This window comes from Halobacterium litoreum, assembly GCF_021233415.1.
In the GTDB taxonomy this organism is placed as follows: domain Archaea; phylum Halobacteriota; class Halobacteria; order Halobacteriales; family Halobacteriaceae; genus Halobacterium; species Halobacterium litoreum.
In genome coordinates this window covers 1964607-1988988 of sequence record NZ_CP089466.1, presented here as the reverse complement: position 1 = coordinate 1988988, position 24382 = coordinate 1964607, and the positions used below count along the sequence as shown (strand labels likewise).

Below are 24382 nucleotides of genomic sequence, written 5' to 3'. Positions count from 1 at the left end.
AGACGTCGAAGAACGCGTTACCGTTCTTCCGAGTCCAGCACGCGAATCTGGTCGCCGCGAACCGTCACGGGAATCGGGACGGTCGCCTCGTACAGTTCGACGGTGACCTGGTCTTTGCCCTCGTCGATGCGCTGGACCTGCGCTTTCTCGCCCTTGAACGGGCCGGCGATGAGTTCCACGATGTCGCCCTCCGCGATGCCCTCGACGTCCGGTTTCGGGGAGAGGAAGTGCTCGACCTCCGAGATGGAGGACATGCCGGGGACGAGGCTGCGGGCGTGGGGAATCTCCTCCATGACGCGCGTGATGACGGCGTCGTCGTCCGCCTCGACCATCACGTAACTGGTGAGCGCGTCGGGCGCGAGCACCGCGTGAATCTCGTCCTCTTCGCGGTTCGCAATCATGCTCGCGACGGTCTGCTCCTGGCTCGCGGTGGTCTTCACAGCGTAGACGCCCATCTCAGATCACCGACGTGACGCCGTTCATCACGAGGAAGATCAGGAAGCCGATGAGGCCGATGAGGAAGATGCCTGCGGCGGCAATCTTCGCGATCTGGGAGAACTCCTCCCACGAGGGCGTGCTGGCCAGCCGTAGCACGCGGGTGTACGCTGAAAGCTCTAGGGGAACGTCCATGTTCGGGTGGACGCGGCGCTCGCTTTTTTATCTATTGATGCCGCGCCGAGGAATCGCCCGCACTCACGCCTCGAAGACGAGCGCGTAGTGGTGTGGCGGGAGTTCGACGCGCTCGGCCAGCGTCACGTCCGCGGCGTCGCGGACCGCCGCTTCGGTCTCGTCGGGGGAGAGCCGGAGGTCCGTCGGCGGGCCGCGCGGTTCGCCCATCGCGGCGGTCTCCTCGCGCGGTCGGTCGTGCCAGTTCACGACGACGAGTCGACCGCCGTCGGCGAGCGCGTCGACGGCCTCACGAACGAACTCCGTGCGGTCGTCGACGCCGTGGAACGTGTTCGCGACGAGGACGACGTCCACGCGCTCGGGGAGAAGCGACGCGAGGTCGCGGGCGTCGCCGCGAATCGGCTCGACGTTCCCGATGGCGTGCTGGTCGGCGAGGTGCGCGAGTTCGTCGAGCAGCGACGCGTCGCGGTCGACGGCGTAGACGGTGTTCGGGTCGGTGATGCGGGCCGCGGGGAGCGCGAAGTAGCCGTTCCCGGACGGGACTTCGGCGACCGCGTCGTCGGCGGTGACGCCGAGGTCACGAAGCGTCGCGCCGGGCGTCGGCCACAGGCGACTCCACCAGTCCCAGTCGGGCTGTGCGGTGTTCTGGAACGCGTCCATACTGGGTCTCGATGGGCCAGACAAAATAGCCGTGCGGTCGCAGTGGCGGAGGCCGCTACTCGACGTAGTCGATGTCCTCGATTTCGCTGTTGCCGCCGTCCGGCTCCGGCTCGGGTTCGGGGGCGTCGTTGCGGCCGTAAATCTGGGGTGAGTCGACGCCGGTGACGACGACCATCGTGCGCATCTCGCCCTCGATTTCCTCGTCGACGCTGGTTCCCCAGATGATGCGGGCGTCGGGGTCGATGCGGTCGTAGAGCTGTTCGACGACGCCCTCGGCCTCCTCGATGCTCATGTCCGGGCCGCCGGTGACGTTGACGAGCGCGGAGTTCGCGGAGGAGATGTCGACGTCGAGCAGCGGAGAGCGCAGCGCCGACTTCACGGAGTCGGCGGCTTTCGCGTCGGAGTCGGCTTCGCCGAGGCCGATCATGGCGACGCCGCCCTTCTCCATGACGGTGCGAACGTCGGCGAAGTCGAGGTTGACGAGGCCGGGCTTGGTGATGAGTTCCGTGATGCCCTTCACGGAGCGCATCAGCACTTCGTCGGAGACCTTGAACGCCTCGCGGACGGGGAGTTTGCCGACGGAGTCAAGCAGGCGGTCGTTCGGCACGACGATGACGGTGTCGGCGACGTCGCGGAGGCGTTCGAGGCCGGCTTCCGCGTTCGTGCGTCGGACCTCGCCCTCGGCGGTAAAGGGCGTGGTGACGATGGCGATGGTGAGCGCGCCGGCTTCGCGGGCGGCCTTCGCGACGACGGGGGCGGAGCCGGTGCCGGTGCCGCCGCCGAGACCGGCGGTGACGAACACCATGTCCGAGCCCTCGATGGAGTCCCGAATCTCGTCCTGGGATTCGAGGGCGGCCTCCTCGCCGACCTGCGGGAGGGAGCCGGCGCCCCGGCCCTGGGTCTTCTGTTGGCCCATCAGAATCTTCGTGTCGGCTTCGATTTCGACGAGGTGTTGGACGTCCGTGTTCGCGGCGACGAGGTCCGCGCCGTGGATGCCCTCTTCGGCCATGCGGTTGACCGTGTTCGAGCCGGCGCCGCCACAGCCGACCACCGTGATGCTCGTCTGGAGTTCCTGGAGGACGTCCTCGAGTTCGTCGTCCGTCATCGTCCCAGTCGGGACGTTGGCCGCCGACGAACCCGACTGGACGTCATCCGCCGAAGCCGAGTCGTCGCCCTCCTCGGCTTCGTCGATGGCGTCCTGCACAATCGAGTCCATTGTTGCCTAACGCGTAGCGTGTGAGGCTTAATTACCTTTCCCCTCCGCGTCGGACGGGCGTCGCACGCGCTCACGCGTCCGCTCGCGGCGGTCCACCGAAACCGTGATTCGTTCGGTTCTGGACACGTCAGTAGGGTCGACCTTCTCGCCGTTAACCGCGACCGACTCGCCGTTCGCGAGGCGACCGAACTTCGGTCCCTCGGGGACGCCGCGCTCGCTGGCGGCCGCCGGGTCGAACGCTTCTCGGACGGCTTCGAGGTCGCCGTTCTCCCGGGTCACGGCGTCGTAGTCCGCGGCGAGCAGGGCAGCGAGGCGGTCCACGAAGTCCTCGTAGGCGTCCTTGTCGGGGAACGCCGCGGGGCCGGCCAGCCGGTTCCCGTTCTCGTCGGTGGCGACGGCGAGCGCCGTCTGCAGGCCGGCCTCGACCGTCGCGTCCGGGTCGACGGCGTGGGCCGCGTCGAGCAGTTCCGGCGGGAGGTCGACGACGAGGTAGCCGCTGTCGTACGCTTCGGCGACGTCGCCGAACCGCAGGCCGTCGTCGACGGTCGCCACGTCGGCTTCGAGGTCATCGGCCAGCGAGAGCGGGACGCCGTCCGTCTCCCGCACCCACGTCTCACTGACGACGCGGTGGCCCAGATTCTCGATTTCGGCTTCGAGTGCGGGCTTGTCGCCGTCCACGACGGCCCGCGTGGCGTCGCTCGCCTCGAAGACGGCGGCCACCTGGTCGCGGTGCTCGCGGGGGTCGCCGAGGTCCGACAGACACCAGTCCGCGGCGACGTGCCCGAACCCCCAGTCCGTGTCTTCGAGGATGCGTGTCGGCCGGGGGGCATAGTGCCCGCCGCCGAACGCCACCAGCGACCGGTCGCCGGTGGCCGAGACGCCCTCCAAGTCGAGGACGGCGCGGGCGACGGCGCGGGCGCCCTCGGGGTCCTCCCACTCGGCCTCGTCGCTCCCGAGTTCCACGAACATCGACGGCGCGCCGACGCTCGTCGGGCCGTGGTGGGTACACTCCATCGCCACGTCGTAGCCGTCGGGCGCGTGCTCGCGCAGCGACCCCATCACCTCGCGGTGGGCGTTCGGGCACGCCGGCGCGACCGCTCGGTCGCTGCCGCCGTACTTCGCCGCGCCGAAGTTCCCCGTGAAATGCGCGCTCAACAGCGGGCCGGTGTCGCCGCTGTGCCGCGAGACGAACACCACGAACTCCGGGTCGTCGAACGCCGCGGCGACGTCGTCGAGGTGGAGGTGGAGGTCGTCGAACTCCCGCAACGCGAACCCGTCGGCCCGATACGCGTCCTCCCCGACCCGCTCGAACTCCCCGAGGTCGCGGACGTGGTCGCCGATGTGGACGGACGCTTCGTCGGCCCTGCTGACGACGATGCCAATCACGGGCGCCCCTAGGGAACCGCGAGTAAAACGCCTGCCGTTAGTCGTCTGCTTCCGCGGCGGGCGTCGAGGAGAACGCGGCGCTGGCGTTCCGGAGCGTGCGCTGGACGAGGCGCTGGAGCGAGTCTCTTCGGAGCCAGAACAGGACGGCGGCGAGCGCGAGGTAGACGGCGGTGTACGCGTACAGAATCTGGATGCTGAGTTCGGTCGCGCGAGCCTCGCTGGCGACGGTCTGGATGACGTAGTACTCGGCGACGACCTGGCTCACGAACAACACGAGGAGGGTGACGGCCTCGCGGAGGCTGATGTTGAAGTTCGCGAGGACGGCGAGCGCGAACGCGCTCTGGGCGGCCGTAATCCAGATTTCGGCGGTCTGCTTGTGGTCGAACGGGAGCGTGCCGACCTGACCCGCGGCGATGCTGTAGACGACGGCGAGCGTCCCGATGAGCAGCGTCCACTGGTTCAGCTTCGAGGAGATGAGGGCGTTGAATCCCGCCGTCGAGCGCGCTTTGTTCACGAGGTACGCGACGACGATGAGCTCCGGGCTCTCGGAGGCCAGCGGCGCAATCCACTGTATCATGAAGAACGCGGGGACGCCGAAGTCCTCGCCGAGCGTTTCGAGGCCGTGGGCGAACGGGTGGACGGCCGTGAAAATCATCGCGCCGGAGTACGCGAACAGCGCGAGGACGATGGGAATGCGGAGATTCCTCGCGCGCTCCTGGAGGTAGGCGGGGACGCCGACCTGTTCCTGTGGCGGTTCCACGTCGCCACGGATGACGATGCCGATGTACGCGACGTAGAGGCCGACGAGGAACACCGTGTCGAGGACGCCGATGCCGCCGTTCAGAGGGACGAAGAAGGCGAAGACGGTAGCGACCAGCAGGAACGTGATTTCGGTGCTGATGTTGCGGTCGAGTTGGACGCGACTCGCGAGGAGGCCGCCGCGTCGCTCGACGGCGGCGTCTTCCGAGGAGAGCGCGCGGTAGACGGTGAAGATGGCGATGCCGGACCACCCGAGGCCGATGAGGATGCGGTTCGCGCCCGTCATGTTCGCGACCGCGAGGTTCGCGGCTTCCACGCCGCGTTCGGTGCCGACGTTCGCGCCGGCGGTCCACGCGTACAGCGCGTCGACGGCGTACTCGGGGGCGACCGCGAGCACCGCGAGCACGGCGATGGCGAACGCCTGTGGCACGTCTTCTTCGGCGGTCTCGGCCGCCCACGCGAGCAGGAACGACGAGCCGAGCACCGCGACGCCGCTGACGGCGACCGTCGCCAGCGGGGGGAGGCCGAGCGCGTCGGGGCCGCCAGCGAACTCGACGCCGACCCACGGCGCGGTGAGGAGGAGGGCGAACGCGAGGGCGGCTAGCGGGTGTTTCAGCCGCTCGGATAGCATGCTTACACAGTCCGCTATCGCGAACCTAACCCTTGTGGTTCGGGGGTTACGAGGGCAGGAGGAAGTAGAGGAAGCCGACGTAGCCGCCGATGAGCGCGACGCCTTCGATTCGCGTGATGCGGTCGCCGAACGCCATCAGCCCGAGCGCGACAAACGTGAACCCCAACATCACGGGGAGTTCGAATCGCACGGTACTCGACTGCACGGAGATGGGGACGATGAGGGAGACGACGCCGATGACCGCGAGGACGTTGTAGATGTTGGAGCCGACGACGTTCCCGATGGAGAAGTCGGCCTCGTCGCGGAGCGCGCTCACGACCGAGGTGGCGAGTTCCGGGACGGAGGTGCCGAACGCGATGATGGTGAGCCCGATGAACAGCTGGCTGAAGCCGTACGATTCGAGGACGCCGCTGCCGCCGACGATGAGCGCTCGGGAGCCGGCGAGCAACAGGAGGACGCTCCCGAGGAGGACGCCGTACTCGCGCGGGCCGGCGTTCGTGTTGGCGTCGTCCATCTCGACGTCCTCGGGGAGTTTGACGTCGCCTTCCTGCTGGGACTGGTAGTAGAGGTAGCCGGTGAAGGCGGCGAGCATCGAGAGGAGGACGGCGCCGTCGAAGGCGGCGAGGCGACCGTCGAGTGCGAGCGCGACGAGCGCGACGGCGGCGGCGAGCATGAACGGGCCGTGCTGGCGGAGGATGTCCTTGTCGACCTCCATCGGGCGGAGGAACGCGGCCGTCCCGAGGACGAGGCCGATGTTGGTGATGTTGGAGCCGACGATGTTGCCGAGTGCGATGCTGTCGTCGGACGTGAGACCGCCGATGGAACTGACGAACAGTTCGGGTGCGGTGGTCGCGAACGCCACGACGGTGACGCCGACCGTCGCGGCCCGGACGCCGTGGGAGAGCGCGAGCGCGGACGCCGCGGAGACGAGGAGTTCCGCGCCGAGGTAGAGCAACACGATACCGGCGAGCAGTATCGCGCCGCTGACGAGTAGCGATTCGGCCATACCCACCGGAACCCACCTCTCGGCAAAAAGCGGTTCGGTGTCAGTACCAGTTATGAGAACCCCGCTACTGGGTGGTAGCATGGACGTGTTCGGGCTCGTCGGAAATCCGGTGGGGCACTCGCTGTCGCCGCCGATGCACGAGGCGGCCTACGACGAACTGGGGATGGACGCGCGGTACGTCACGTTCGAACCCGACCCCGACGCCCTCGGCGCCGCGATTCGGGGCGCCGAGGCGCTCGGAATCCGTGGACTGAACGTGACGATTCCGTTCAAGCAGGACGCGCTCGACCTCGTCGAGGCGGACGACCTCGCGGCGCGCGTCGGCGCGGTGAACACCGTCGACTTCTCGGGGGCGGCGCCGACCGGCCACAACACCGACGTGGCGGGCGTCCAGCGCGCGTTCGCCCACCACGACGTGACGCTCGCCGGAGAGACGGCAGTCGTGGTGGGCGCTGGTGGCGCCGGCCGCGCGGCGGCGTTCGCGCTCGCCGACAGCGACGCCGCCGTCCACGTCGCCAATCGCACCGTCGAAACGGCCGAGTCCCTCGCCGCCGACGTGGGCGGGACGGCCCACGGACTGGACGCGCTCTCGGACCTCGTGGCGGACGCCGACGTGGTGGTGAACGCGACGAGCGTCGGGATGGAAGAAGACGAGTCGCCGGTGCCGGCGGCCGCGCTCCACGCCGACCTCGCCGTCTTGGACGCGGTGTACGCGCCGCTGGAGACGCGTCTCCTGCGCGACGCCGCGGCCGCGGGCGCGACGACGGTGGACGGCGCGTGGATGCTCCTCTTCCAGGGCGTCGAGGCGTTCGAAATATGGACGGGCCGGGACGCGCCGGTTGACGCGATGAACCGCGCGCTCCGGGCACGGCTTTAAGTACGGGCAGTTGATATGGGCGGGTAATGGGACTGCTCTCGAAACTCAAGTCGCTGCTCGGCGTGGACTCCTCGGACGAGTCCGCGGGCAGCGGCGTGGACGTGACCGTGGAACGCGAACCCGACGCGGGTTCCGAGCGCGCGGTCAAGGAGTCGTCGGCCGAGACGGACGAACCCGCCGACGAGGACGCGGACGAGGACGCCGCGGCCGCCGGCACGGACGCCGCCGCCTCCACCGAGTCGCTCGTCGACGAGGACCACGCCGACGACCCGAGTCGCGCCGCCGAACCCGCCGAAGCCGCCGTCGTCGAGGACGAGGAGTCCGCGCCGGCCGGCGAACCCGACATCGAGGAGGCCGAACCGGAGACCGACGCCGACGACGGCGAGTCGGTCAGCGTCGTGAAGGGCATCGGGCCGGCGTACGCCGACCGCCTCGAAGACGCGGGCGTCGAGACCGTCGCGGACCTCGCCGCCGCGGACGTCGACGAACTCGCCGAGGCCATCGACCTCTCCCCGAAGCGCGTCGGTCGCTGGGTGGAGAACGCGCAGAACCGCGACTGATGACAGCCGCGAGGAATGTCTGACGGCGGGTCGGCGCTCGTCTCCGACCGCGCCTCGCTCCGAGCCGCCGCTGCCGACCGGGACGCCGACGCCCGCGTCGTCGTCGCGGTCCGCGAGTCCGTCGCCGACCCCTTCGACGCGTACCGGCGGGCGCGCGGCGACGGCCCCTCGTTCTACTGCGAGACCACCGGCGGGAGCGACGGCTGGGGGTACTTCGGCGTCGACCCCGAGGACTTCCTGACCGTCGGCCCCGACGACTCGGGCACGCTCGACGCGCTCGCCGACCGCATCGGCGCCGACCTCGTGCGCGGCGACTGCGACGTGCCACATCCGGGCGGCCTGTTCGGGTGGCTCTCCTACGACGTGGCCCGCGAACTGGAAGACCTGCCCGCGAACGCCGAGGACGACCGCCGCCTCCCGCGGATGCAGTTCGGCGTCTACCCGGCGGTCGCGGCGTGGCGCGAGCCATTCGAGACCGGCGACGACGCGTACTTCGTCGGGAGCGCGCGCCTCGACGGCGACTTCGACGCGGCGTTCGACGCGGCCCGCGACCGAGCGCTCGCGCTCGCCGACCGCACCGCGGACGGCGACCCCAGCGTCGGCGACCCGCCGACCGACGAACGCGCGCCTTTCGAGAGCGCGTGCGGGCAGGCCGCCTTCGAGGACCGCGTCCGCAGAATCAAGGAGTACGTTCGGGACGGCGACACGTTCCAGGCGAACGTCAGCCAGCGCCTCGAAGCGCCCGCGAGCGTCCACCCCGTCGAGGTGTTCGCCGCGCTCCGCGACGCCAACCCCGCGCCGTACTCCTCGCTCGTGGAGTTCCCGGGCGTCGACCTTGTCTCCGCCAGCCCGGAGCTCCTCCTCTCCCGGCGCGGCCGCGACCTCGTCACGGAGCCCATCGCTGGCACCCGGCCGCGGGGCGACACCGAGGCCGAGGACGAGGCGCTCGAAGCCGACCTGACGAGCGACGAGAAAGAGCGCGCCGAACACGCGATGCTCGTCGACCTCGAACGCAACGACCTCGGGAAGGTCGCCGAGTACGGCAGCGTCGAGGTCTCCGAGTATCGACGCGTCGACCGGTACAGCGAGGTGATGCACCTCGTCAGCGAGGTCCGCGGGCGCCTCCGCGAGGGCCGCGACCTCGCAGACGCCATCGGCGCCGTGTTTCCCGGTGGAACTATCACCGGCGCGCCCAAGCCCCGGACGATGGAGTTGATAGACGAGGTGGAGGCGACCCGACGCGGCCCCTACACGGGGAGCGTCGCCGCCGTCGGCTTCGACGGCGACGCCACCCTCAACATCGTCATCCGGACGCTCGTCCGGCACGCCGACGAGTACCACCTCCGCGTCGGTGCCGGCGTCGTCCACGACTCCGACCCCGCCGCCGAGTACGCCGAGACGCTGGACAAGGCCCGCGCGCTCGTGAACGCCATCGACGCGGCGCTCGACGACCGCGACGACGCGCTCACCGTCGAGGGGGACGAGGCGTGACCCGCGTCCTCGTCGTCGACAACTACGACTCCTTCGCGTACAACCTCGTCCAGTACCTCGGCGAGCACGCCGACGTGACCGTCCGCCGGAACGACGCAATCGACGCCGAGGGAATCCGCGAACTCGACCCGGACGGCGTCGTCGTCTCGCCCGGCCCCGGCACGCCCGACGACGCGGGCGTCTCCGTTCCGGTGTTCCGCGACCTCGACTACCCGACGCTCGGCGTCTGTCTCGGCCACCAGGCGCTCTGTGCCGCCAACGGCGCGACCGTCGAGCACGCGCCGTCGGTCGTCCACGGCAAGCCCTCGACGGTGCGCCACGACGGCCGCGGCGTCTTCTCGGGACTCCCCGACCGCGTGCAGACCGGTCGCTATCACTCGCTGTCAGTTCCGGAAGCCGACCTCCCGGACGACCTCGAACCGACCGCGTGGACCGACGACGGCGTCGTCATGGCGGTCCGGCACCGCGACCGCCCGCACGCCGGCGTCCAGTTCCACCCGGAGAGCATCCTCACACCGCACGGCAAACAGATGATTCGCAGCTTCCTCGATACATGCAGTACCACGTAAACGGCGACCTCGTGGACGAGTCGGACGCCACCGTGAGCGTCCGCGACCGCGGGTTCCAGTACGGCGACGCGGCGTTCGAGACACTCCGTGCGTACGGCGGGCAGACGTTCGCGTGGCCGGCGCACGCGAACCGCCTGAGCGCCACCTGTGACGCGCTCGGCATCGACCACGGGCTCTCGGACCGCGACCTCCGGAGTCGCGTCCACGAGACGCTCGCCGCCAACGACCTCGCGGACGCCTACGTCCGACTGTCGATTACGCGGGGCGTCCAGTCGGGCCGGCTCGCGCCCGACGACGACACCGACCCGTCGGTCGTCGTCGTGGTCGAACCGCTCCCGCGCGGCGGCGTCGACGGCGAACGCATCTGGGACGTCCCCGCGACGGCTCGCACGACCGACGTGCAGGCCGTCCCGGACACCTGCGTCCCGTCGGTCGCCAAGACCCACAACTACCTGCCGGGAGTCCTCGCGCGTATCGACGCCGGCGACGCCGACGAAGCCCTGCTCGTGGACGACGACGGCCACGTCACCGAGGGCACCACGAGCAACGTCTTCTTCGTCGACGACGGCGTCCTCCACACGCCGAGTCTCGACCTCGACGTCCTCCCCGGCATCACGCGCTGGGCGGTCCTCGAAATCGCCCGCGACGCCGGCATCCCCGTCGAGGAGGGACACTACGAACCCGAGGCGTTCTACGACGCCGACGAGGTGTTTTTCACGAACACCACGTGGGAGGTTCGACCGGTCGCGGAACTCGACGACGCCACCTACACCACGTGTCGGGTCGGCGCCGCGCTCGCCCGCCAGTTCGCGCGCGAAGTCGAGAAACGTCACTACTGACCGGCGTTCGTCGCCGCGTCTCGTCGCCGGTGTCGATTTCGGTGCGTTCAAAGCCGACGGGCCGGTACTCCGCGCCGATGGGAGCCGACCGAATCGCCGACGTCGACGACGTGCCCGCAGACGACAGTTTTCTATTCACAGTCGAGAACGGTGACGGCGACGAGAAGGAAGCGATTCTCGTCGAACTGTCAGACGGCGCAATCGTCGGCTGGCTGAACTACTGCATGCACTGGACTGACGTGAACCTCGACACCGGCGACGGCGCCGTCCGGGACGGCGAACTCGTCTGCCGGAAACACGCCGCCACCTTCGAGGCGGACTCGGGGGTCTGCACGCACGGCCCCTGCGAGGGCGCGCGCCTCGACCCCGTGGAAGTCGACGTGCGCGACGGTGTCGTTTACCTCGCCGACCCCGACTACGAGTTCGTGCGAACTGGCGTCGACGACGGCGACCCCGCCGACCTCTCCACGTCCCCCGGTTCTCGAATCGGATTCTGACGCTTCGACGGCCTCAGACCGCCTCCACGACGAACGCCGGCTCCTCGATGCCCTCGTGTTTGCACTCCGGGCACCGCGACGGCACGTTCACCGGGTCGTCGAAGTCCTCGAACCCACACGACTTGCACGCCGGCGGCCGCACCAACAGCGTCTCGTCGGTGCCGTCCAGCGACTCCGAGAGGTGTCGGACGTGCGTCAACGCTGTACCGCGGGCGACGCCGAACTCCTCGGCGAGCGCGCTCGGCGTCCGCGGCGTCTCACGGAGCGCGTCGAGGATTCGCTCGCGGGTCGTCTTGTCGTCCATACCTGTCACTCCGTCGCCGGATGAAAAAGGACTTATCGGACGCGGTGAACCGTCGAACCATGAAAGCCGTCGTCCTCGCCGGCGGGTACGCGACGCGACTGTGGCCCATCACGAAACATCGCCCGAAGATGTTTCTCCCCGTGGGCGACACCACCGTCATCGACCGCATCTTCGCCGAGCTGGAAGCCGATGACCGCATCGACGAGGTGTTCGTCTCCACGAACGAGCGGTTCGCCGACGACTTCCGCGACCACCTCGCGGACAGCGACTTCGAGAAACCCACGCTGACCGTCGAAGACACCACCGAAGAAGACGAGAAGTTCGGTGTCGTCGGCGCGCTCGCCCAGCTCGTCGACCGCGAGAACGTCGACGACGACCTCGTCGTCATCGCCGGCGACAACCTCATCTCCTTCGACATCTCCGACTTCGTCGACTTCTTCGAAGCCAAGGACACCCCGACCATCGCCGCCTACGACGTCGGGAGCTTCGAGCGCGCGAAGTCCTACGGCCTCGTCGACCTCGACGGCGACGAAGTCGTCGACTTCCAGGAGAAACCCGACGACCCCAAGAGCACGCTCGTCTCCATCGCCTGCTACGCCTTCCCCCGCGACACCGTCCCCGACCTCCAGACGTACCTCGACGAAGGCGAGAACCCCGACGAACCCGGCTGGTTCATCCAGTGGCTCCAATCCCGCCAATCGGTCCACGCCTACACCTTCGAAGGCGCGTGGTACGACATCGGCACCCCCGAATCCTATCTCGACGCCGTCGCGTGGACCCTCGACGGCGACAACGTCGTCAGCGACGACGCAACCGTCGAAAACACCACGCTCGGCGACAACGTCTACGTCATGGGGAACGCCGAACTCGTCAACTCCAGCGTCGACAACTCCATCATCTTCCCCGACGCCACCCTCCACGACTGCGACGTCCGCGACTCAATCATCGACGAACAGACCAAACTCGAAGACATCGACTTCTCCGGCGCGCTCATCGGCGCCCACACCACCATCGAGAACGGCCGCTAGAACCCACTTTTTGCTCTGTGTCGGGGTGCGCTGCGCGCACCCCGACTCGGCAAAAACTTGGTGAAAAAGCGGCGTCGGACCCCACTTCGGGAGTCCTCGCCGCCCGAGCGCTCCCGGTGGTCGCGCTCGGTGAACCACTTCGCTCGGGCTTTTCAAGCCGCTCGCTCGCGGATGCTCGCTGTCGGCTGACTAATCAGCTGATGCTCGCTGTCGGTAATTCAGTCTGCTACTCGCCGAGTCTCGCGTCCGTAATCTCGACGTGCCCGCGGTCGCCCTCCCAGACGGTGTCGTAGTCGAGTTCTATCGGGCGGGCCATGTGCGGGCCGTCGGTGACGAGCGTCTCGAACTCGCCGCCCTCGCCGAGGATGTGGACGCCGTACTCGTCGTTGAGCGCTTCGAGTTCGCGGAGCGCGTCGCGGTCGAGCGTGCGCCCGAGCCACGACTCGTCGAGGCCGTAGGCGGCGACCTGAATGATTCGGATTTCGAAGCCGGCGTCGAGCATCTCGTCGGCGAGTTCGCGGGGGTCGCGCTGCCAGAGCGGCGCGAACACCTCGCAGTCGAGGCGGTCGCACATCGCCTCGATGCGGTTCGTCTGGAACTCGCTCTCCACCGCGCCGGCGGTGACGCCCGCGAGGCCGCCGTCGAGGTCGCCGGCGAGCGAGTCGAGTGCGGCCTCCATCGGTTCGAGTTCGGTGTCGCCCTGTGCGCTCGCGTCCGTCGCGGACTCGGCGTCGAAGTCGCCGGGTTCCACGTCCACGAGCGGAATCCCGACGCTCTCGGCCGCGAGTTCCGCCAGCCGGGTCGCCGGCACGTGGTACATGTAGGAGTCGCCCTCGGGGTGGACGGTGAGCAGTCGACCCACGTCCAAGCCCTCCTCGATGGCGCGGTAGAGCGCCCACGAGGAGTCCTTCCCGCCGGAGAACAGGCTCACCCACTGACCGTCGTTCATGCGTTGGTTTGGCGACTGGCGTTGAAAGCCCTACTGCTGTTCGGGCGCGCGCTCCACGTCGTCGAACTCCACGCCGCTGAAGTACGTCGCCACGCGGATGCCGACGACGCTCACGAGCACGCCGAGGACGACGAACGCCGCGAGGCGCTGTTCGGGCGTGAGCGCGAACCCGTCGACGGAGATGGCGCCGAACTCCATCGCCGGCACCTCGATGGCGGAGACGAGTCCGGCGCGCTCCACGAAGTACGCCGAAAACCCGCGCACGACGAGACCGACCGCGAGCACGCCGAACGGCAGATTCAAGAACGACGTCCGGACCTCCTCGCGCTGGATGAGTTCGTCGAACAGCCGGCCGGCGCTCGCCGCGAGCGCGCCGAGTGTCACCCACGGCACGCTGTAGTACGTGAACGCCATCGCAGACAGCAGCGTCACGGTCTCGATGTCGAGGTCCGAGACGCCGAGCGCGCCCGCGAACATGCCGACGAGCGCGAGGCCGACCGCGACGACGTACGTCACGATGGACACCCGCCCGGAGTACAGCGCGTTCCGCGCCTGGCCAGGGAGCGCCGCGAGGTAGTCGTCCACGCCGATGCCCTTGTACAGCAAGAACAGCCCGATGACAGTGGTGATGCTCGCGGCGGCGACGGCGAGACTCCCGGTCAGCATCATCAACGCCGGGAACACCAGCAGGACGATGCCGACCGGCACGAGCACGGTCTGCCGGAGTTCCTCGTCGGCGAGGAACTGCTTCAGGAGGTAGTACGTCGATTCGAGGTCGCGGGCCTGCCGCACGACCACGCGGTCGACGGCGTCCACCTGGAGGCGACTCTCCACGATGGGGACGACGCGCTCGTCCTCGGCGCTGTCGATGACGACGACCGCCGAGTCCGGTTCGTAGCGGTCGATGAGGTCGTCCAGTTGCTCGGCCAGCGAGCGGTCCGCGCTCACGCTGTCACCGCTCCCGGACACCGCCGCGACGACGGCGTCGTCGTCCTCGTCCCGCAGGTCACGGGTGACCCGCAGGGCTTCGAGCAGGCAGTTCACGCTGGAGTCCTCGGGGTCCGCGACCCCCATCTCGGTGACGAGGGACTGCACGGCCTCCCACCCCGCGACGGGCGTCCGAATCCCCGTCTTCCCGGGGATGTCGCCCGTCCGGTCGACACAGACTACCAGCGTACGCATCTACTCCGAACCGTCACGCCGCCGGGATAAAAACCCCGCGCTGGGTGTGACGAGCGCCGCCGCAGCCCCGGACCTGCTTCGCGCTCCACGCGGCGAGTGCCGCGGCTACGCGACCGGAAAACGGAGAGAAAATCGCGTCGAGATTACAGGTGACCGGACTTCTGGAGCTTCCGGAGGTCCTCGGTGTCGAGGGTCTCGCCCTCCTTGAACCGCTCGTAGATTTCCTCGGCTTCCTCGCGGGCTTCCTCCTGCTCTTTGGCGCGCTCGTCCTTGCGCTCTTCTTCTTCCTGCTTGTCGAGTTCGCGCAGGCGCTTCTGGACGCGCACGAAGGCCTCGTGGTGGGCGTCGGCGGCTTCCTGGGCCTCCACGAACTTCTCGTGCATCTCGTCGGCCTCGTCGCGGATGTCGTCGGCCTCGCGGTAGGCCTCGATCATCTGGTTGTGGTGTTCCTGGGCCTTGTCCGCGAGCTCCGTCACCTTCTCGTGGTGCTCGGACGCTTCCGCGCGGACCTCCTCGGCTTCCTCGACGAGCTCTTCGAGGTTACCGGAGTCCTCGAGGGTCTCCTTTCGCTCCTGGTACTCTTCGCGCTTGTCCTCGATCTTCTCGATGAGTTCGCGCTCCTCCTCGGTGGAGAGGACCTCGGTCTGCTGTTTGAACTCGAGTTGCTCGATTTCCTCTTTGAGTTCTTCGAGGTCCTTGCCCTCGTCGAGTTCGAGGTCCTGTTTGCGGTCCTCGACCTCGTCGAAGAGCTCGTTGGCTTCCGCGTTCAGCTCGTTGCGGATCTCCTTGTGCTCTTGGACGCGCTCGTTGAGCTCGTCGCGCTGCTCGCGGTGTTCCTGGGCCTCGTCGACCTTCTCGCGCGTCTTCGCGTTGAGGTCGTCTCGGTCGGAGGCTCGGGTGCTCGCGAGCTGGTTCAGCTCGTTCCGTCGGTCGCGGAACTGGCCCGCGTTCTTGATGAGCTGCCCCTTGGATTTCTCCTGGAGTTCTTCGTCAGTAATGAGTTCGTCTGCGGTCGATACTTCGATGGTTTGTTCTTCCTCAGCCATTGTTCAAACCTCTATGCCATACTGCTGGAGCACACCGCACAGCCGCCGCTCGGCGTGTGACACGGTCCGGTCGGAAGGAGAGCATCCTGTCATTCTCTCTCGGGCTGTGCGGTGAACGCTCGCAGCGTTCTGGTGACAGGTAGTAAGCCGTGACACCACTTAAAATTTCCGTATGGTAAAACCCTGCAAACAGTTGGTAGGCCGTCTCACGGGCGTGGGAACGCATCCCACTCTCGGCGGGGGAGCACATAAACCGGGGCCGGGAACGCCGGGCACAAGTGCGCCCGTCGCCTCTCCGCGAACATGGACGAAGTCGTGCGGGCTCGCGGCCACGAACACGTCGCCGGCGAGCACGCCAGCACGCTCGAACTGACGACCGACGACTACCTCACGCCCGCGGGCGACTGCATCCTCGGCATCGAGGCCGACCGCGCGCCCGCCGACTTCGAGGACGCGTTCGCTGACGCCTGCCGAGACGCCGACGCCACCGTCACGCTCGTCCTCGAAGCCGACGGTCACCGGGACGAAATCACGGGCCGCGGCCATCCCGACCTCGAACTCACGAACGAACGCAGCATGGTCGCCCGCACGAGCACGTACGTCGACGACCGCACCATCTTCGTGGACGCGGACAAGGCCGCCGGCGACGTGGACCGCGACCTCGTCGCCGCGCTCGCCGACGGCGCCGACCTCACGGCGACCCTCCGCGTCGAGTAGGCTTTTTGCGGTTCGTCACCGAGTTCGGGGCATGGACGACGAGCCCGCCGAGAACATCTCCGGCGGCGACGCCGGTGGCGGCCGGTTCACCGCCTTCGACGGCGAGGACGCGGACACGCGCGCCGCCGCCGTCGTCGCCGAACTCGGCGATTTGTACTGGGAGAAGACGTACGGTGGTCGGGACGCCTTCGAGTGTCTCGTGCGCACCGTCCTCAGCCAGAACACGAGCGACGTGGCGAGCCAGCCGGCTCACGACGCGCTGATGGAGCGATACGACGCTCCCGACGGCGACCTCGCCGAAGCGCTCGCCGACGCCCACCGGGACGAACTCGCGGAGACCATCTCGTCGGCCGGCCTCTACAACCAGAAGTCGGAGACGCTGATTCGGCTGGCGGACCGAATCTGCGGGGAGTACGGGGGCGAGGACGCGTTCGACGCGTTCGTCGCAGAGGGCGACCCGGAAGAAGTGCGTGGCGCGCTCCTCCACATGAAGGGCGTCGGCCCGAAAACCGCCGACTGCGTGCTGTTGTTCGCGGGCGGACGCGGCGGCGTGTTTCCCGTGGACACGCACGTCCACCGCATCGCGCGCCGGATGGGGTTGGCGCCGCCGGACGCCGACCACGAGGCCGTGCGCGAGGCGCTCGAAGCCGACGTGCCCGCCGAGGCGTGTGGCTTCGGGCACACGGCGATGATTCAGTTCGGGCGGGACTACTGCACGGCCCGGAAGCCCGCGTGTCTGGACGGACCGGAGGCGTGTCCGCTGTACGACTACTGCGACCGCGTCGGCGTGGACGAACTCGCGGAGTCGGTCGTCGACCCGGCGGACGCCGCCTAGAGGTACCCGCGACAGGCGTCGGCGAACGAGCACAGCGGGACGTCGGCGTCGGAGTCGACGCTCACGAACAGGCCGGTGTAGTCCGAGGCGAGGAAGTGGAAGGCGGTGAGGTCGTCGAACCGGTACATCGAACACCGGAGCGACCCGGCGTCGAAGAGGTCTTCGAGGTGTTCCCGGCCGACCTCCTGTAGGACGAGGTCGGCGTGGATGTCCTCGGCGAGGCGTTCGAGACGGGTTTCGAGGCCGTCCCGCTCGTAGAACACGTCGTAGCCGGTCTGGTCGTACTCGGCGACACACCGGAGCGCGTCGCCGGCGGTCTCCCGGACGTCCGCGACCAGCGCGTCTCGCTGCTCCCCCTCCATGTCGTGGTACAACACATCCCACAGTGTAAAGTACTGCGGCCCCTCGTCGGGCTGTTGCCGGTCTACGCGGGCAGCGTCGGCGGCGGGAGGTCGCCGGAAATCGTGGTGTTGTCCCGGTACGAGAAGTCGTCGCCCTCGTTGACGCCCGTCGAGAGGAACGGCAGATTCAGCTCCCAGTCGGCGGTCACGGAGAATCGCGCGAACGGGTTCGAGAGGAACTCCGAGAGCGGGCCGACGCCCGCGAACTGCAACTGGATGTCGATGACGATTACCTTCGTGTCCATCGCGGTGCCGACCGCGCTGAAGCCGAAGTCGCCCGCGTCGCCGAGGTTCGTGAACAGGTCGAGGTGAACCCAGAACGTGATGTGGGGGCTGTCGCCGCCGATGTCGAACCGGTGGCCGCCGTCGCCCTCGACGGGCGGGCCGGCGGCCGCCGCGCCAACGAGGGACGTGAACACGAGCAGTCCCGCGAACAGGACAGCGAGCAGGCGGGCGAAACGCACGCGCTGTCGTTCTCGTAGCGAGCGTATAGAACTGTCGCCGAGTCTGACCGAGTGACGAACGCGAACCTTACAGGAACCGGAACGTCTCGAGGTTCTTCGGCGCGAACGTCCGCATGTTGAACTCGTGGTAGAGCGCCGACGAGAGGTCCTGCGTGGAGGACTCGTCGCCGTGGACGCACAGCACCTTCTCGGGGCGGGGGTTCATCGTGCGCACGAAGTCTTCGAGGCCCTGCCGGTCGGCGTGCCCGGAGAAGCCGTCGACGGTCTCGACGTCCATGTTCAGCGAGAGGCGCTCGGTGCGCCCGTTCCCGCGGGAGTCGGGCATCGGAATCTCGTCCCAGCCGGACTGGATGCGGCGTCCGAGGGTTCCCTGCGCCTGATAGCCGACGAACGTCATCGTGGAGTCCGGGTCCGGGCCGATGTGTTCGAGCCACGACATGATGGGGCCGCCGGAGACCATGCCGGAGGTGGAGAGGATGATACACTGGTCGCCGTCCGCGACCTCCTGGCGCTCCTCCTCGCCGCCGTCGATGTGGTTGAACTGCGGCGCGAGGAACGGGTTCTCGTCGTCGTGGAAGATGCGGTCCCGGAGGTCGTCGCGGAGGTACTCGGGGTACGTCGTGTGGATGGCCGTCGCCTCCCAAATCATGCCGTCGAGGTGGATGGGCATCTCGGGGATGTCGCCCTTCCGCATCGCCTCCTCGAGGACGAGCATCATCTCCTGGGAGCGACCGACCGCGAACGCCGGAATGAGGACCTTCCCGCCCTTCTCGTAGGTCTCGTTGATGACGCGTTTGAGTTTGCGCTCGGAGTCCTCCTGGTCGGTCTGGTAGTCGTTCCGGCCGCCGTACGTCGATTCGAGGACGAGCGTCTCGACGCGCGGGAAGTCGTTGACGGCGCCGTTGAACAGGCGCGTGTCCTTGTAGTGGATGTCGCCGGAGAACGCGACGTTGTAGAGGCCGTCGCCGATGTGGAAGTGGGAGACGGCCGACCCGAGGATGTGGCCGGCGTTGTGGAACGTGAGTTTCACGTCCGGCGCGATGTCCGTCACGTCGCCGTACTCCAGCGGGATGCAGTGCTTGATGGCTTCCCGCACCATCTCGGACTCGTACGGGGGCGCGCGGCCCTCCTTCGCGGCGACGTCGAGGTAGTCCAGCGTGAGCAGGCCCATCAGGTCGCGGGTCGGCTCGGTGCAGTAGATGGGGCCGTCGTAGCCGTACTTGAACAGGAGCGGGATGAACGCGGAGTGGTCGAGGTGGGCGTGTGTGAGCACGACGGCGTCGATGGTGTTCGCGCCGCCGGCGAGCGCCTCCTGCACCTGGAGGTAGGGGACTTCGTCCTCGCTGCCGGGCTTGTCCCCGCAGTCGATGAGGATGCGCGTCTCGGGCGTGGAGAGGATGAAACTCGCGCGCCCGACTTCGCGACAGCAGCCCAGCGTGGTGATGCGGACGTACTCGTCGTCCTGCATCTCCTCGCGGTGAATCTGGCGACCGACCTTCTCTAGGATGTCGCGGCGCTCGTCGCGTTCCTGCTTGAGGAAGTTCCGGACGTTCGAGACAGTCGAGGATTCGATGGGGGGCGTGCGAACGACCTCCGGCGTCCAGCCGGCGGCCTCCGTAATCTCTCGGAGCGTGGAGCCGTGGCGGCCGATGACCATGCCGGGCTTCTCGGCCTCGATGACGACTTCGCCGGTGTCCTCGTGGAAGTCGAGGTTGGTGACGCCGGCGTCCTCCGGGATGACGTCCATGATTTTCTCGCGGGCGCGCTTCGGACTGGACAACACGTCCGGGTCCGGGCGCACCGTGATGCGCTTCCGGAGTTGGCTTGCGAGCCGTCGGATGAGGTCGCCGTCCTGCGCGAACTGCTTGGGGTCCCGAGTGTAGACGACGAGTTCGGGGCCCTCGTATTTCACGTCGGTAACAGAGATGTCCGGCGGGATTTCGTTCGCAATCTGCTCCTGTAACTCCTCGAGTTGCTGGTCTACAGTACTCATGGTCGTGGGGTGTGTACTCGCAGGTCCGCGTCTCCGTGGCCACTGGCACCTCTCACCGGCCGGCGGTCGCCGGCTGACGAGCGGTTCGAAAAACGTGGTGTTCGTGCCCACAGTGTCGTCATACCAGTAGGGAGAGCGGCAGTCCCGGCCGGATGGCGGCCGGGCCGCGGGGATGAGTACACGAGAACCCGCTTACGCGGAAGTATGCGACTCGCGTTATAAAAGCCTTCGCAAAGTTGGTAGTCGTGCGCACGCCAGCCTCTGTATGGAACTGACGCCAGCCACCGTCGTCCGCGAACACGAGTGGGTGCGCGAGCGCGCCGACACCGTCGTCCCGTTGGTCAACGCCACGCGGGACTCGCTCGGCGACGCCTTCGACACGGACGTCGCGCACGTCACCGAGGCGCAGTACCGCGACGTCGTCGACGACGTGTTCGCGGACGGGGACCGCGCCGTGAACGTCGCCGCGCTCGTCGGCCTGCTCCGAGATATCGACGTCGATGGCGACTACCCCGGCTTCGTCGTGGACGAACTGCTCGGCCGCGAACTCGCCGCGATGCTCGCCGGCGGCCAGCCCCGTCGTCTGCTCGCCGAGGCGACGTTCCACTTCGCAGACGTCACCACGCACGGAGACGGACCGGCGGGCCGCGACGACCTCGACGCCGCGCTCGCGGCCGGCGTCCAGACCCGACTGCCGGGCTGGGAGTGGACGGAATCGGCCAGCCCGTTCTCGGTTCCGAGGGACTGACGGCGCGACGGTCGGGCGCGGGGAACAGACCTATGGCGCCGGCGTCCGCGCGGCCCGTATGGAGAAAGTCACCGTCGACGACGTTGAGAACCGACCGAACCCTCTCGGCGTGCACGGCGTCCGCCTCCCGATTTCGCGGGCGCTCGGCACCGAGGACGTGGCGCTCGTGGAGTACGAACTCGAACCCGGCGAGCAGTTCTCGGGCGGCCTCCACACCCACCACGACCAGGAGGAGATTTTCTACGTGCTCGACGGCACCGCGACCTTCGAGGTGGGCGAGGACCGCGAGGAGGTCACCGTCGACGAGGGACAGGTGATTCGGTTCCCGCCGGGCGAGTTCCAGAACGGCCACAACCACTCCGACGACGTGGTTCGCGCCGTCGCGGTCGGTGCGCCGGGTGCGCGCCACAACTGGGCGGACATCGAGTCCCTGGCGCCGTGTCCGGAGTGTGGCGAGGAGACGAGCCACTCGGTCCGGAAACCGAACGAGGACGGCGTGATGCAACTGGTCTGCAACGACTGCGGCAACGAGATGTTCTGACGGCGCTGTCGCTGTCGGGCGTGGCGGCTCGAAAAAGTGTGGACGTTTCGGCGCGGGTGGGCGTTAACTGGAGGTTTCTTCGCCGAACTCGATGTCTTCCTCTACGGGTTCGGGCGGCTCGTCTGTGGCCTCGAGGGTGCGCTCGACTTCGTGTTCGCGCAGTTGTTCGCGTTTCTTCTGGCCTTTCCGCTCGCGGCCACGCTTCGTGTCACCCATACCGTGGGGCATGCTCCCACGCCACTTAGTTCTCTCGCCGATAGCGTTATCTGCCGGGCCTGCGCACCACCCCCGAATGCGCGAAGCCACGCTCTGCTACCCCGTGGTCGACGACGAAGTCCTCCTCATCGAGAAGCGCCGCGGCGTCGGCGCCGGCAACGTCAACGGCCCCGGCGGGAAACTCGAACCCGGCGAGACGCCCCGCGAGTGCGTCGTGCGCGAGGTTAGGGAAGAGGTCGCCGTGCGCGTCGACCCCGAGAAGATGGGCGAACTCCACTTCACGTTCGGGGACGACCCGTTCATGTTCGTCCACGTCTTCCGGGCTGACGACCCCACCGGCGACCCCGAGCCCTCCGAGGAGGCCGACCCGTTCTGGTGTCCCGTCGACGACATTCCCTACGACCGGATGTGGGAGGACGACCGCTACTGGGTGCCCCACCTGCTGGAGGGCACGCAGTTCCGCGGCGACGCCGTCTTCGACGAGGACGGCGACGAACTGCTGGAGTGGGACCTAGAAACCGACGTGGAACTCGACGGTCACGCGCCCAGCCACGAGTCGTTCCGGACCTCGTAGCCGTTGGCGCGACAGAAGGCCACGGCTTGCTTCCGGACGCGACGGGACTCCGGGAGTTTCCCGTTCGCGTCGAGGGAGTCGAGAATCCAAGCGGTCACTACCGCGATGCCCTCGTCTTCGTCGTCCTCGCTGAGCGATTCGAGGGACTGGAGTGTCCGCTCGAAGGCCTCCTCTTTCGCGCGGAACTGCGCGCGGCGTCCCGCCTCGTCGCTCGCCGCTCGGATGCGGCGGAGCGCCGCGGCGACAGTCGGCCGACCGATTTGCTGTCTCGCGTCGGCCGCCGAGTCGAAGCGGTCACGACCGGACCGCTCGACGACTTCCGCGACGGGTATCTGTTCGTCCGCGACGGCCACCTCGTGGTCGCCCACCGCCGCGACCACCGCGTCGGTCGTCGCGGGGTAGTCGAGTTCGTCGAGTTCGTTCGCGAGTGCCCTCGGCGGCTCCGTCTCGTGCCAGCGGTCGAGTTCCTCGCGGAGCGCGCGCTCCCGCTGTCGCCGCTCCTCGGCTCTCGCCTGATTCTCTCTGCCCTCTTTCGTGTCGCCCATACTCGGCTTCGACGCGAGCCAGCCGGATACCTCTCCGTCTCCGGAACCGACAGGAATGCAGTCGAGAGCTGGCCGGCTTGCGGCACGCTGTTGACGCGACCCGACGCGCCCGGCGGACGCTTCACGGGATTTAAGAGCGCGTCGGGCGGTTGTACTGCTAATGAGCGACGACGAACAGGAACTCGGCATCACCGAGTCCAAGGAGCACAACCCCGGCGAGTGGTACGCCGAGGTCGTGCAGAAGGCGGAACTCGCGGACTACGCGCCGATGGGCGGGTTCATCGTGACGCGACCGCGGGGGTACGCGCTCTGGGAGGCGATTCAGGACAACCTCGACGCGTGGTTCAAGCAGACCGGCGTGGACAACGCGTACTTCCCGATGTTCATCCCCGAGTCCTACCTCGAACGGGAGAAGGACATCGTGGAGGGGTTCGACCCCGAGGTGGCGTGGGTGACCCAGGGCGGCCACGACGAACTCGAAGAGCGCCTCGCCGTGCGCCCGACTTCCGAGTCCATTATCGCGCCGTACATGGCTCAGTGGGTGCGCTCGCACCGCGACCTCCCGCTTCGACTGAACCAGTGGAACTCCGTGGTTCGGTGGGAGGCCACCGAGACGAAGCCGTTCTTCCGCACGAAGGAGTTCCTCTGGCAGGAGGGCCACACGGCCCACGCGACCGACGAGGGCGCGTGGGCGGAGACCACGATGCGCCTCGACCAGTACCAGCGCCTCTACGAGGACGTGCTGGGCATCCCGGTGCTCCGGGGGCGGAAGCCCGACCACGACAAGTTCCCGGGCGCGGACACGACGACGACCGTCGAGGCGCTGATGCCCGACGGGAAGTCCGTGCAGGGTGGCACCAGCCACCACCTCGGGCAGTCCTTCGCCGACGCGTTCGACATCACGTTCAGCGACGAGGACGAGGACGAGAAGACGGCGTACACGACGTCGTGGGGGCTGTCGTGGCGTTCGATTGGCGCGCTCATCATGTCTCACAGCGACGACCAGGGGCTCGTGTTGCCGCCGACCGTGGCGCCCAAGCAGGTCGTCATCGTCCCCATCTGGCAGGAGGACACGAAAGACGAGGTACTCCAGTACAGCAGCGAACTCGCCGCGGAACTGGAGGCCTCGGGCGTGCGCGTCCACCTCGACGACCGGGACGAGAAGAATCCCGGCTTCAAGTTCAACGAGTGGGAGTTGAAGGGCGTCCCCGTTCGCCTCGAAGTCGGCCCGAACGAGGTCGAGGACGAGGAGGTCACCGTGGCCCACCGGCCGGACGGCGAGAACGCCGTCGAGTCTCGTGAGGACATCACGGCGGCCATCTTCGAGCACATGGACGCGGTGTACGACAAACTGTTCGACCGCGCGGCCGAGCGCCTCGACGAGAACGTCCGCGAGGCCGACTCCCGGAACGAGATGCTGGGCACCATCGGCCAGCACGGCGGCTACGTGAAGGCGCCGTGGTGTGGCGACGAGGACTGCGAGGCGGAGGTCAAAGAGCAGATTCACGCGGAGATCGTGATGGTGCCGCTGGGCGAGGAGTCGGCGGCGCGCGCGGCCTCCGAGTTCGAGGGCGACCGCGTCCCCGAACCCGACCACGAGGGGAAAGACTGCGCTGTCTGCGGCGACGACGCCGAGCAGACGGCGTACTTCGCGAAGTCTTACTAGTCCCTTAGTTTCCCTTATTGCCGTACTGATTTCGGGTACTCATTCAGGAGTAGCG

Annotated in this window: 29 protein-coding genes; 13 read left to right on the top strand and 16 right to left on the bottom strand. The window is 68.1% G+C overall.

The window, feature by feature from the left end; all coding sequences use genetic code 11:
* Window positions 1-17: 17 nt before the first annotated feature.
* From LT972_RS10930 to LT972_RS10900, 7 genes are all read right to left on the bottom strand, one after another.
* Window positions 18-455, bottom strand: a complete 438-nt coding sequence (locus LT972_RS10930) for a transcription elongation factor Spt5 (RefSeq protein WP_232570308.1) — start codon at window positions 453-455, stop codon at window positions 18-20.
* A gap of 1 nt (window position 456) precedes the next feature.
* A complete protein-coding gene (locus tag LT972_RS10925; RefSeq protein ID WP_232570306.1) occupies window positions 457-630 on the bottom strand; it encodes a protein translocase SEC61 complex subunit gamma in 174 nt (57 codons plus the stop codon).
* A gap of 63 nt (window positions 631-693) precedes the next feature.
* Window positions 694-1287, bottom strand: coding sequence for a class I SAM-dependent methyltransferase (locus tag LT972_RS10920; protein ID WP_232570305.1), 594 nt, complete (start codon window positions 1285-1287; stop codon window positions 694-696).
* 55 nt (window positions 1288-1342) lie between these two features.
* Window positions 1343-2503, bottom strand: a complete 1161-nt coding sequence (ftsZ, locus tag LT972_RS10915; RefSeq protein ID WP_232570303.1) for a cell division protein FtsZ — start codon at window positions 2501-2503, stop codon at window positions 1343-1345.
* A gap of 27 nt (window positions 2504-2530) precedes the next feature.
* Window positions 2531-3889 (bottom strand): D-aminoacyl-tRNA deacylase, encoded by a 1359-nt coding sequence (locus LT972_RS10910; protein WP_232570301.1) that lies wholly within the window; start codon window positions 3887-3889, stop codon window positions 2531-2533.
* Between the two features lie 37 nt (window positions 3890-3926).
* A complete protein-coding gene (locus tag LT972_RS10905; RefSeq protein WP_232570299.1) occupies window positions 3927-5279 on the bottom strand; it encodes a sodium:calcium antiporter in 1353 nt (450 codons plus the stop codon).
* 46 nt (window positions 5280-5325) lie between these two features.
* Window positions 5326-6285 carry a calcium/sodium antiporter gene (locus LT972_RS10900; protein WP_232570297.1) on the bottom strand — a complete coding sequence of 320 codons (960 nt, stop codon included), beginning with the start codon at window positions 6283-6285 and terminating at the stop codon, window positions 5326-5328.
* A 79-nt stretch (window positions 6286-6364) separates the two neighbouring features.
* Between LT972_RS10900 and LT972_RS10895 the strand changes: the two genes are divergently transcribed.
* The 6 genes from LT972_RS10895 (at window position 6365) to LT972_RS10870 (ending at window position 11118) form a co-directional block, all read left to right on the top strand.
* Window positions 6365-7162, top strand: a complete 798-nt coding sequence (locus LT972_RS10895) for a shikimate dehydrogenase (protein ID WP_232570296.1) — start codon at window positions 6365-6367, stop codon at window positions 7160-7162.
* Window positions 7163-7188: 26 nt separating this feature from the next.
* Window positions 7189-7722, top strand: a complete 534-nt coding sequence (locus LT972_RS10890; RefSeq protein WP_232570294.1) for a helix-hairpin-helix domain-containing protein — start codon at window positions 7189-7191, stop codon at window positions 7720-7722.
* Window positions 7723-7737: 15 nt separating this feature from the next.
* Window positions 7738-9213 (top strand): aminodeoxychorismate synthase, component I, encoded by a 1476-nt coding sequence (gene pabB, locus LT972_RS10885; protein ID WP_232570292.1) that lies wholly within the window; start codon window positions 7738-7740, stop codon window positions 9211-9213.
* Window positions 9210-9782: an anthranilate synthase component II gene (locus LT972_RS10880; RefSeq protein ID WP_232570291.1), complete on the top strand. Its 573-nt coding sequence runs from the start codon at window positions 9210-9212 to the stop codon at window positions 9780-9782. The genes pabB and LT972_RS10880 overlap by 4 nt, the downstream gene beginning before the upstream one ends.
* A complete protein-coding gene (locus LT972_RS10875; RefSeq protein WP_232570289.1) occupies window positions 9767-10621 on the top strand; it encodes an aminotransferase class IV in 855 nt (284 codons plus the stop codon). Before LT972_RS10880 ends, LT972_RS10875 begins: the two co-directional genes overlap by 16 nt.
* 77 nt (window positions 10622-10698) lie before the next feature.
* Window positions 10699-11118: a Rieske (2Fe-2S) protein gene (locus tag LT972_RS10870; RefSeq protein WP_232570287.1), complete on the top strand. Its 420-nt coding sequence runs from the start codon at window positions 10699-10701 to the stop codon at window positions 11116-11118.
* Between the two features lie 13 nt (window positions 11119-11131).
* Here the strand turns inward: LT972_RS10870 and LT972_RS10865 are convergent, their stop codons facing one another.
* Window positions 11132-11422 carry a transcriptional regulator gene (locus tag LT972_RS10865; protein ID WP_232570285.1) on the bottom strand — a complete coding sequence of 97 codons (291 nt, stop codon included), beginning with the start codon at window positions 11420-11422 and terminating at the stop codon, window positions 11132-11134.
* Window positions 11423-11481: 59 nt separating this feature from the next.
* On the opposite strand from LT972_RS10865, the gene LT972_RS10860 reads away from it, so the two are divergent.
* Window positions 11482-12450, top strand: a complete 969-nt coding sequence (locus LT972_RS10860) for a sugar phosphate nucleotidyltransferase (protein ID WP_232570283.1) — start codon at window positions 11482-11484, stop codon at window positions 12448-12450.
* A gap of 226 nt (window positions 12451-12676) precedes the next feature.
* On the opposite strand, the gene LT972_RS10855 is transcribed toward LT972_RS10860, so the two are convergent.
* The 3 genes from LT972_RS10855 to LT972_RS10845 form a co-directional block, all read right to left on the bottom strand.
* On the bottom strand, window positions 12677-13399 hold the full coding sequence (locus LT972_RS10855) for a diphthine--ammonia ligase (RefSeq protein WP_232570281.1): 723 nt from the start codon (window positions 13397-13399) through the stop codon (window positions 12677-12679).
* A gap of 30 nt (window positions 13400-13429) precedes the next feature.
* Entirely contained in the window at window positions 13430-14581 is a 1152-nt protein-coding gene (locus tag LT972_RS10850; protein WP_232570280.1) for a DUF373 family protein, read from the bottom strand.
* Window positions 14582-14724: 143 nt separating this feature from the next.
* Window positions 14725-15627, bottom strand: coding sequence for a coiled-coil protein (locus LT972_RS10845; protein ID WP_232570278.1), 903 nt, complete (start codon window positions 15625-15627; stop codon window positions 14725-14727).
* Between the two features lie 303 nt (window positions 15628-15930).
* On the opposite strand from LT972_RS10845, the gene LT972_RS10840 reads away from it, so the two are divergent.
* Together LT972_RS10840 and LT972_RS10835 are read left to right on the top strand one after the other, a co-directional pair.
* Window positions 15931-16344, top strand: a complete 414-nt coding sequence (locus tag LT972_RS10840) for a DUF371 domain-containing protein (RefSeq protein ID WP_232570276.1) — start codon at window positions 15931-15933, stop codon at window positions 16342-16344.
* Between the two features lie 31 nt (window positions 16345-16375).
* Window positions 16376-17179 (top strand): endonuclease III domain-containing protein, encoded by an 804-nt coding sequence (locus LT972_RS10835; protein WP_232570274.1) that lies wholly within the window; start codon window positions 16376-16378, stop codon window positions 17177-17179.
* Here the strand turns inward: LT972_RS10835 and LT972_RS10830 are convergent.
* From LT972_RS10830 to LT972_RS10820, 3 genes are all read right to left on the bottom strand, one after another.
* Entirely contained in the window at window positions 17176-17541 is a 366-nt protein-coding gene (locus LT972_RS10830) for a hypothetical protein (RefSeq protein ID WP_232570273.1), read from the bottom strand. The genes LT972_RS10835 and LT972_RS10830 overlap by 4 nt on opposite strands.
* Window positions 17542-17603: 62 nt before the next feature.
* On the bottom strand, window positions 17604-18044 hold the full coding sequence (locus LT972_RS10825; RefSeq protein WP_232570271.1) for a DUF7332 family protein: 441 nt from the start codon (window positions 18042-18044) through the stop codon (window positions 17604-17606).
* Between the two features lie 67 nt (window positions 18045-18111).
* Window positions 18112-20037 (bottom strand): beta-CASP ribonuclease aCPSF1, encoded by a 1926-nt coding sequence (locus tag LT972_RS10820; RefSeq protein ID WP_232570269.1) that lies wholly within the window; start codon window positions 20035-20037, stop codon window positions 18112-18114.
* A gap of 265 nt (window positions 20038-20302) precedes the next feature.
* Between LT972_RS10820 and LT972_RS10815 the strand changes: the two genes are divergently transcribed.
* A complete protein-coding gene (locus tag LT972_RS10815; RefSeq protein ID WP_232570267.1) occupies window positions 20303-20785 on the top strand; it encodes a hypothetical protein in 483 nt (160 codons plus the stop codon).
* A gap of 58 nt (window positions 20786-20843) precedes the next feature.
* Window positions 20844-21326, top strand: coding sequence for a cupin domain-containing protein (locus LT972_RS10810; protein ID WP_232570265.1), 483 nt, complete (start codon window positions 20844-20846; stop codon window positions 21324-21326).
* Window positions 21327-21389: 63 nt separating this feature from the next.
* Here the strand turns inward: LT972_RS10810 and LT972_RS10805 are convergent, their stop codons facing one another.
* Window positions 21390-21542 carry a hypothetical protein gene (locus LT972_RS10805; RefSeq protein ID WP_232570263.1) on the bottom strand — a complete coding sequence of 51 codons (153 nt, stop codon included), beginning with the start codon at window positions 21540-21542 and terminating at the stop codon, window positions 21390-21392.
* Window positions 21543-21618: 76 nt separating this feature from the next.
* Between LT972_RS10805 and LT972_RS10800 the strand changes: the two genes are divergently transcribed.
* On the top strand, window positions 21619-22116 hold the full coding sequence (locus LT972_RS10800; protein ID WP_232570262.1) for an 8-oxo-dGTP diphosphatase: 498 nt from the start codon (window positions 21619-21621) through the stop codon (window positions 22114-22116).
* Here LT972_RS10800 and LT972_RS10795 read toward each other — a convergent pair.
* Window positions 22080-22661, bottom strand: coding sequence for a DUF5789 family protein (locus LT972_RS10795; protein ID WP_232570261.1), 582 nt, complete (start codon window positions 22659-22661; stop codon window positions 22080-22082). The two genes, LT972_RS10800 and LT972_RS10795, sit on opposite strands and share 37 nt — an antisense overlap.
* Window positions 22662-22821: 160 nt before the next feature.
* Between LT972_RS10795 and proS the strand changes: the two genes are divergently transcribed.
* Window positions 22822-24327, top strand: coding sequence for a proline--tRNA ligase (gene proS, locus LT972_RS10790; RefSeq protein ID WP_232570259.1), 1506 nt, complete (start codon window positions 22822-22824; stop codon window positions 24325-24327).
* The last annotated feature ends 55 nt before the right edge of the window (window positions 24328-24382 follow it).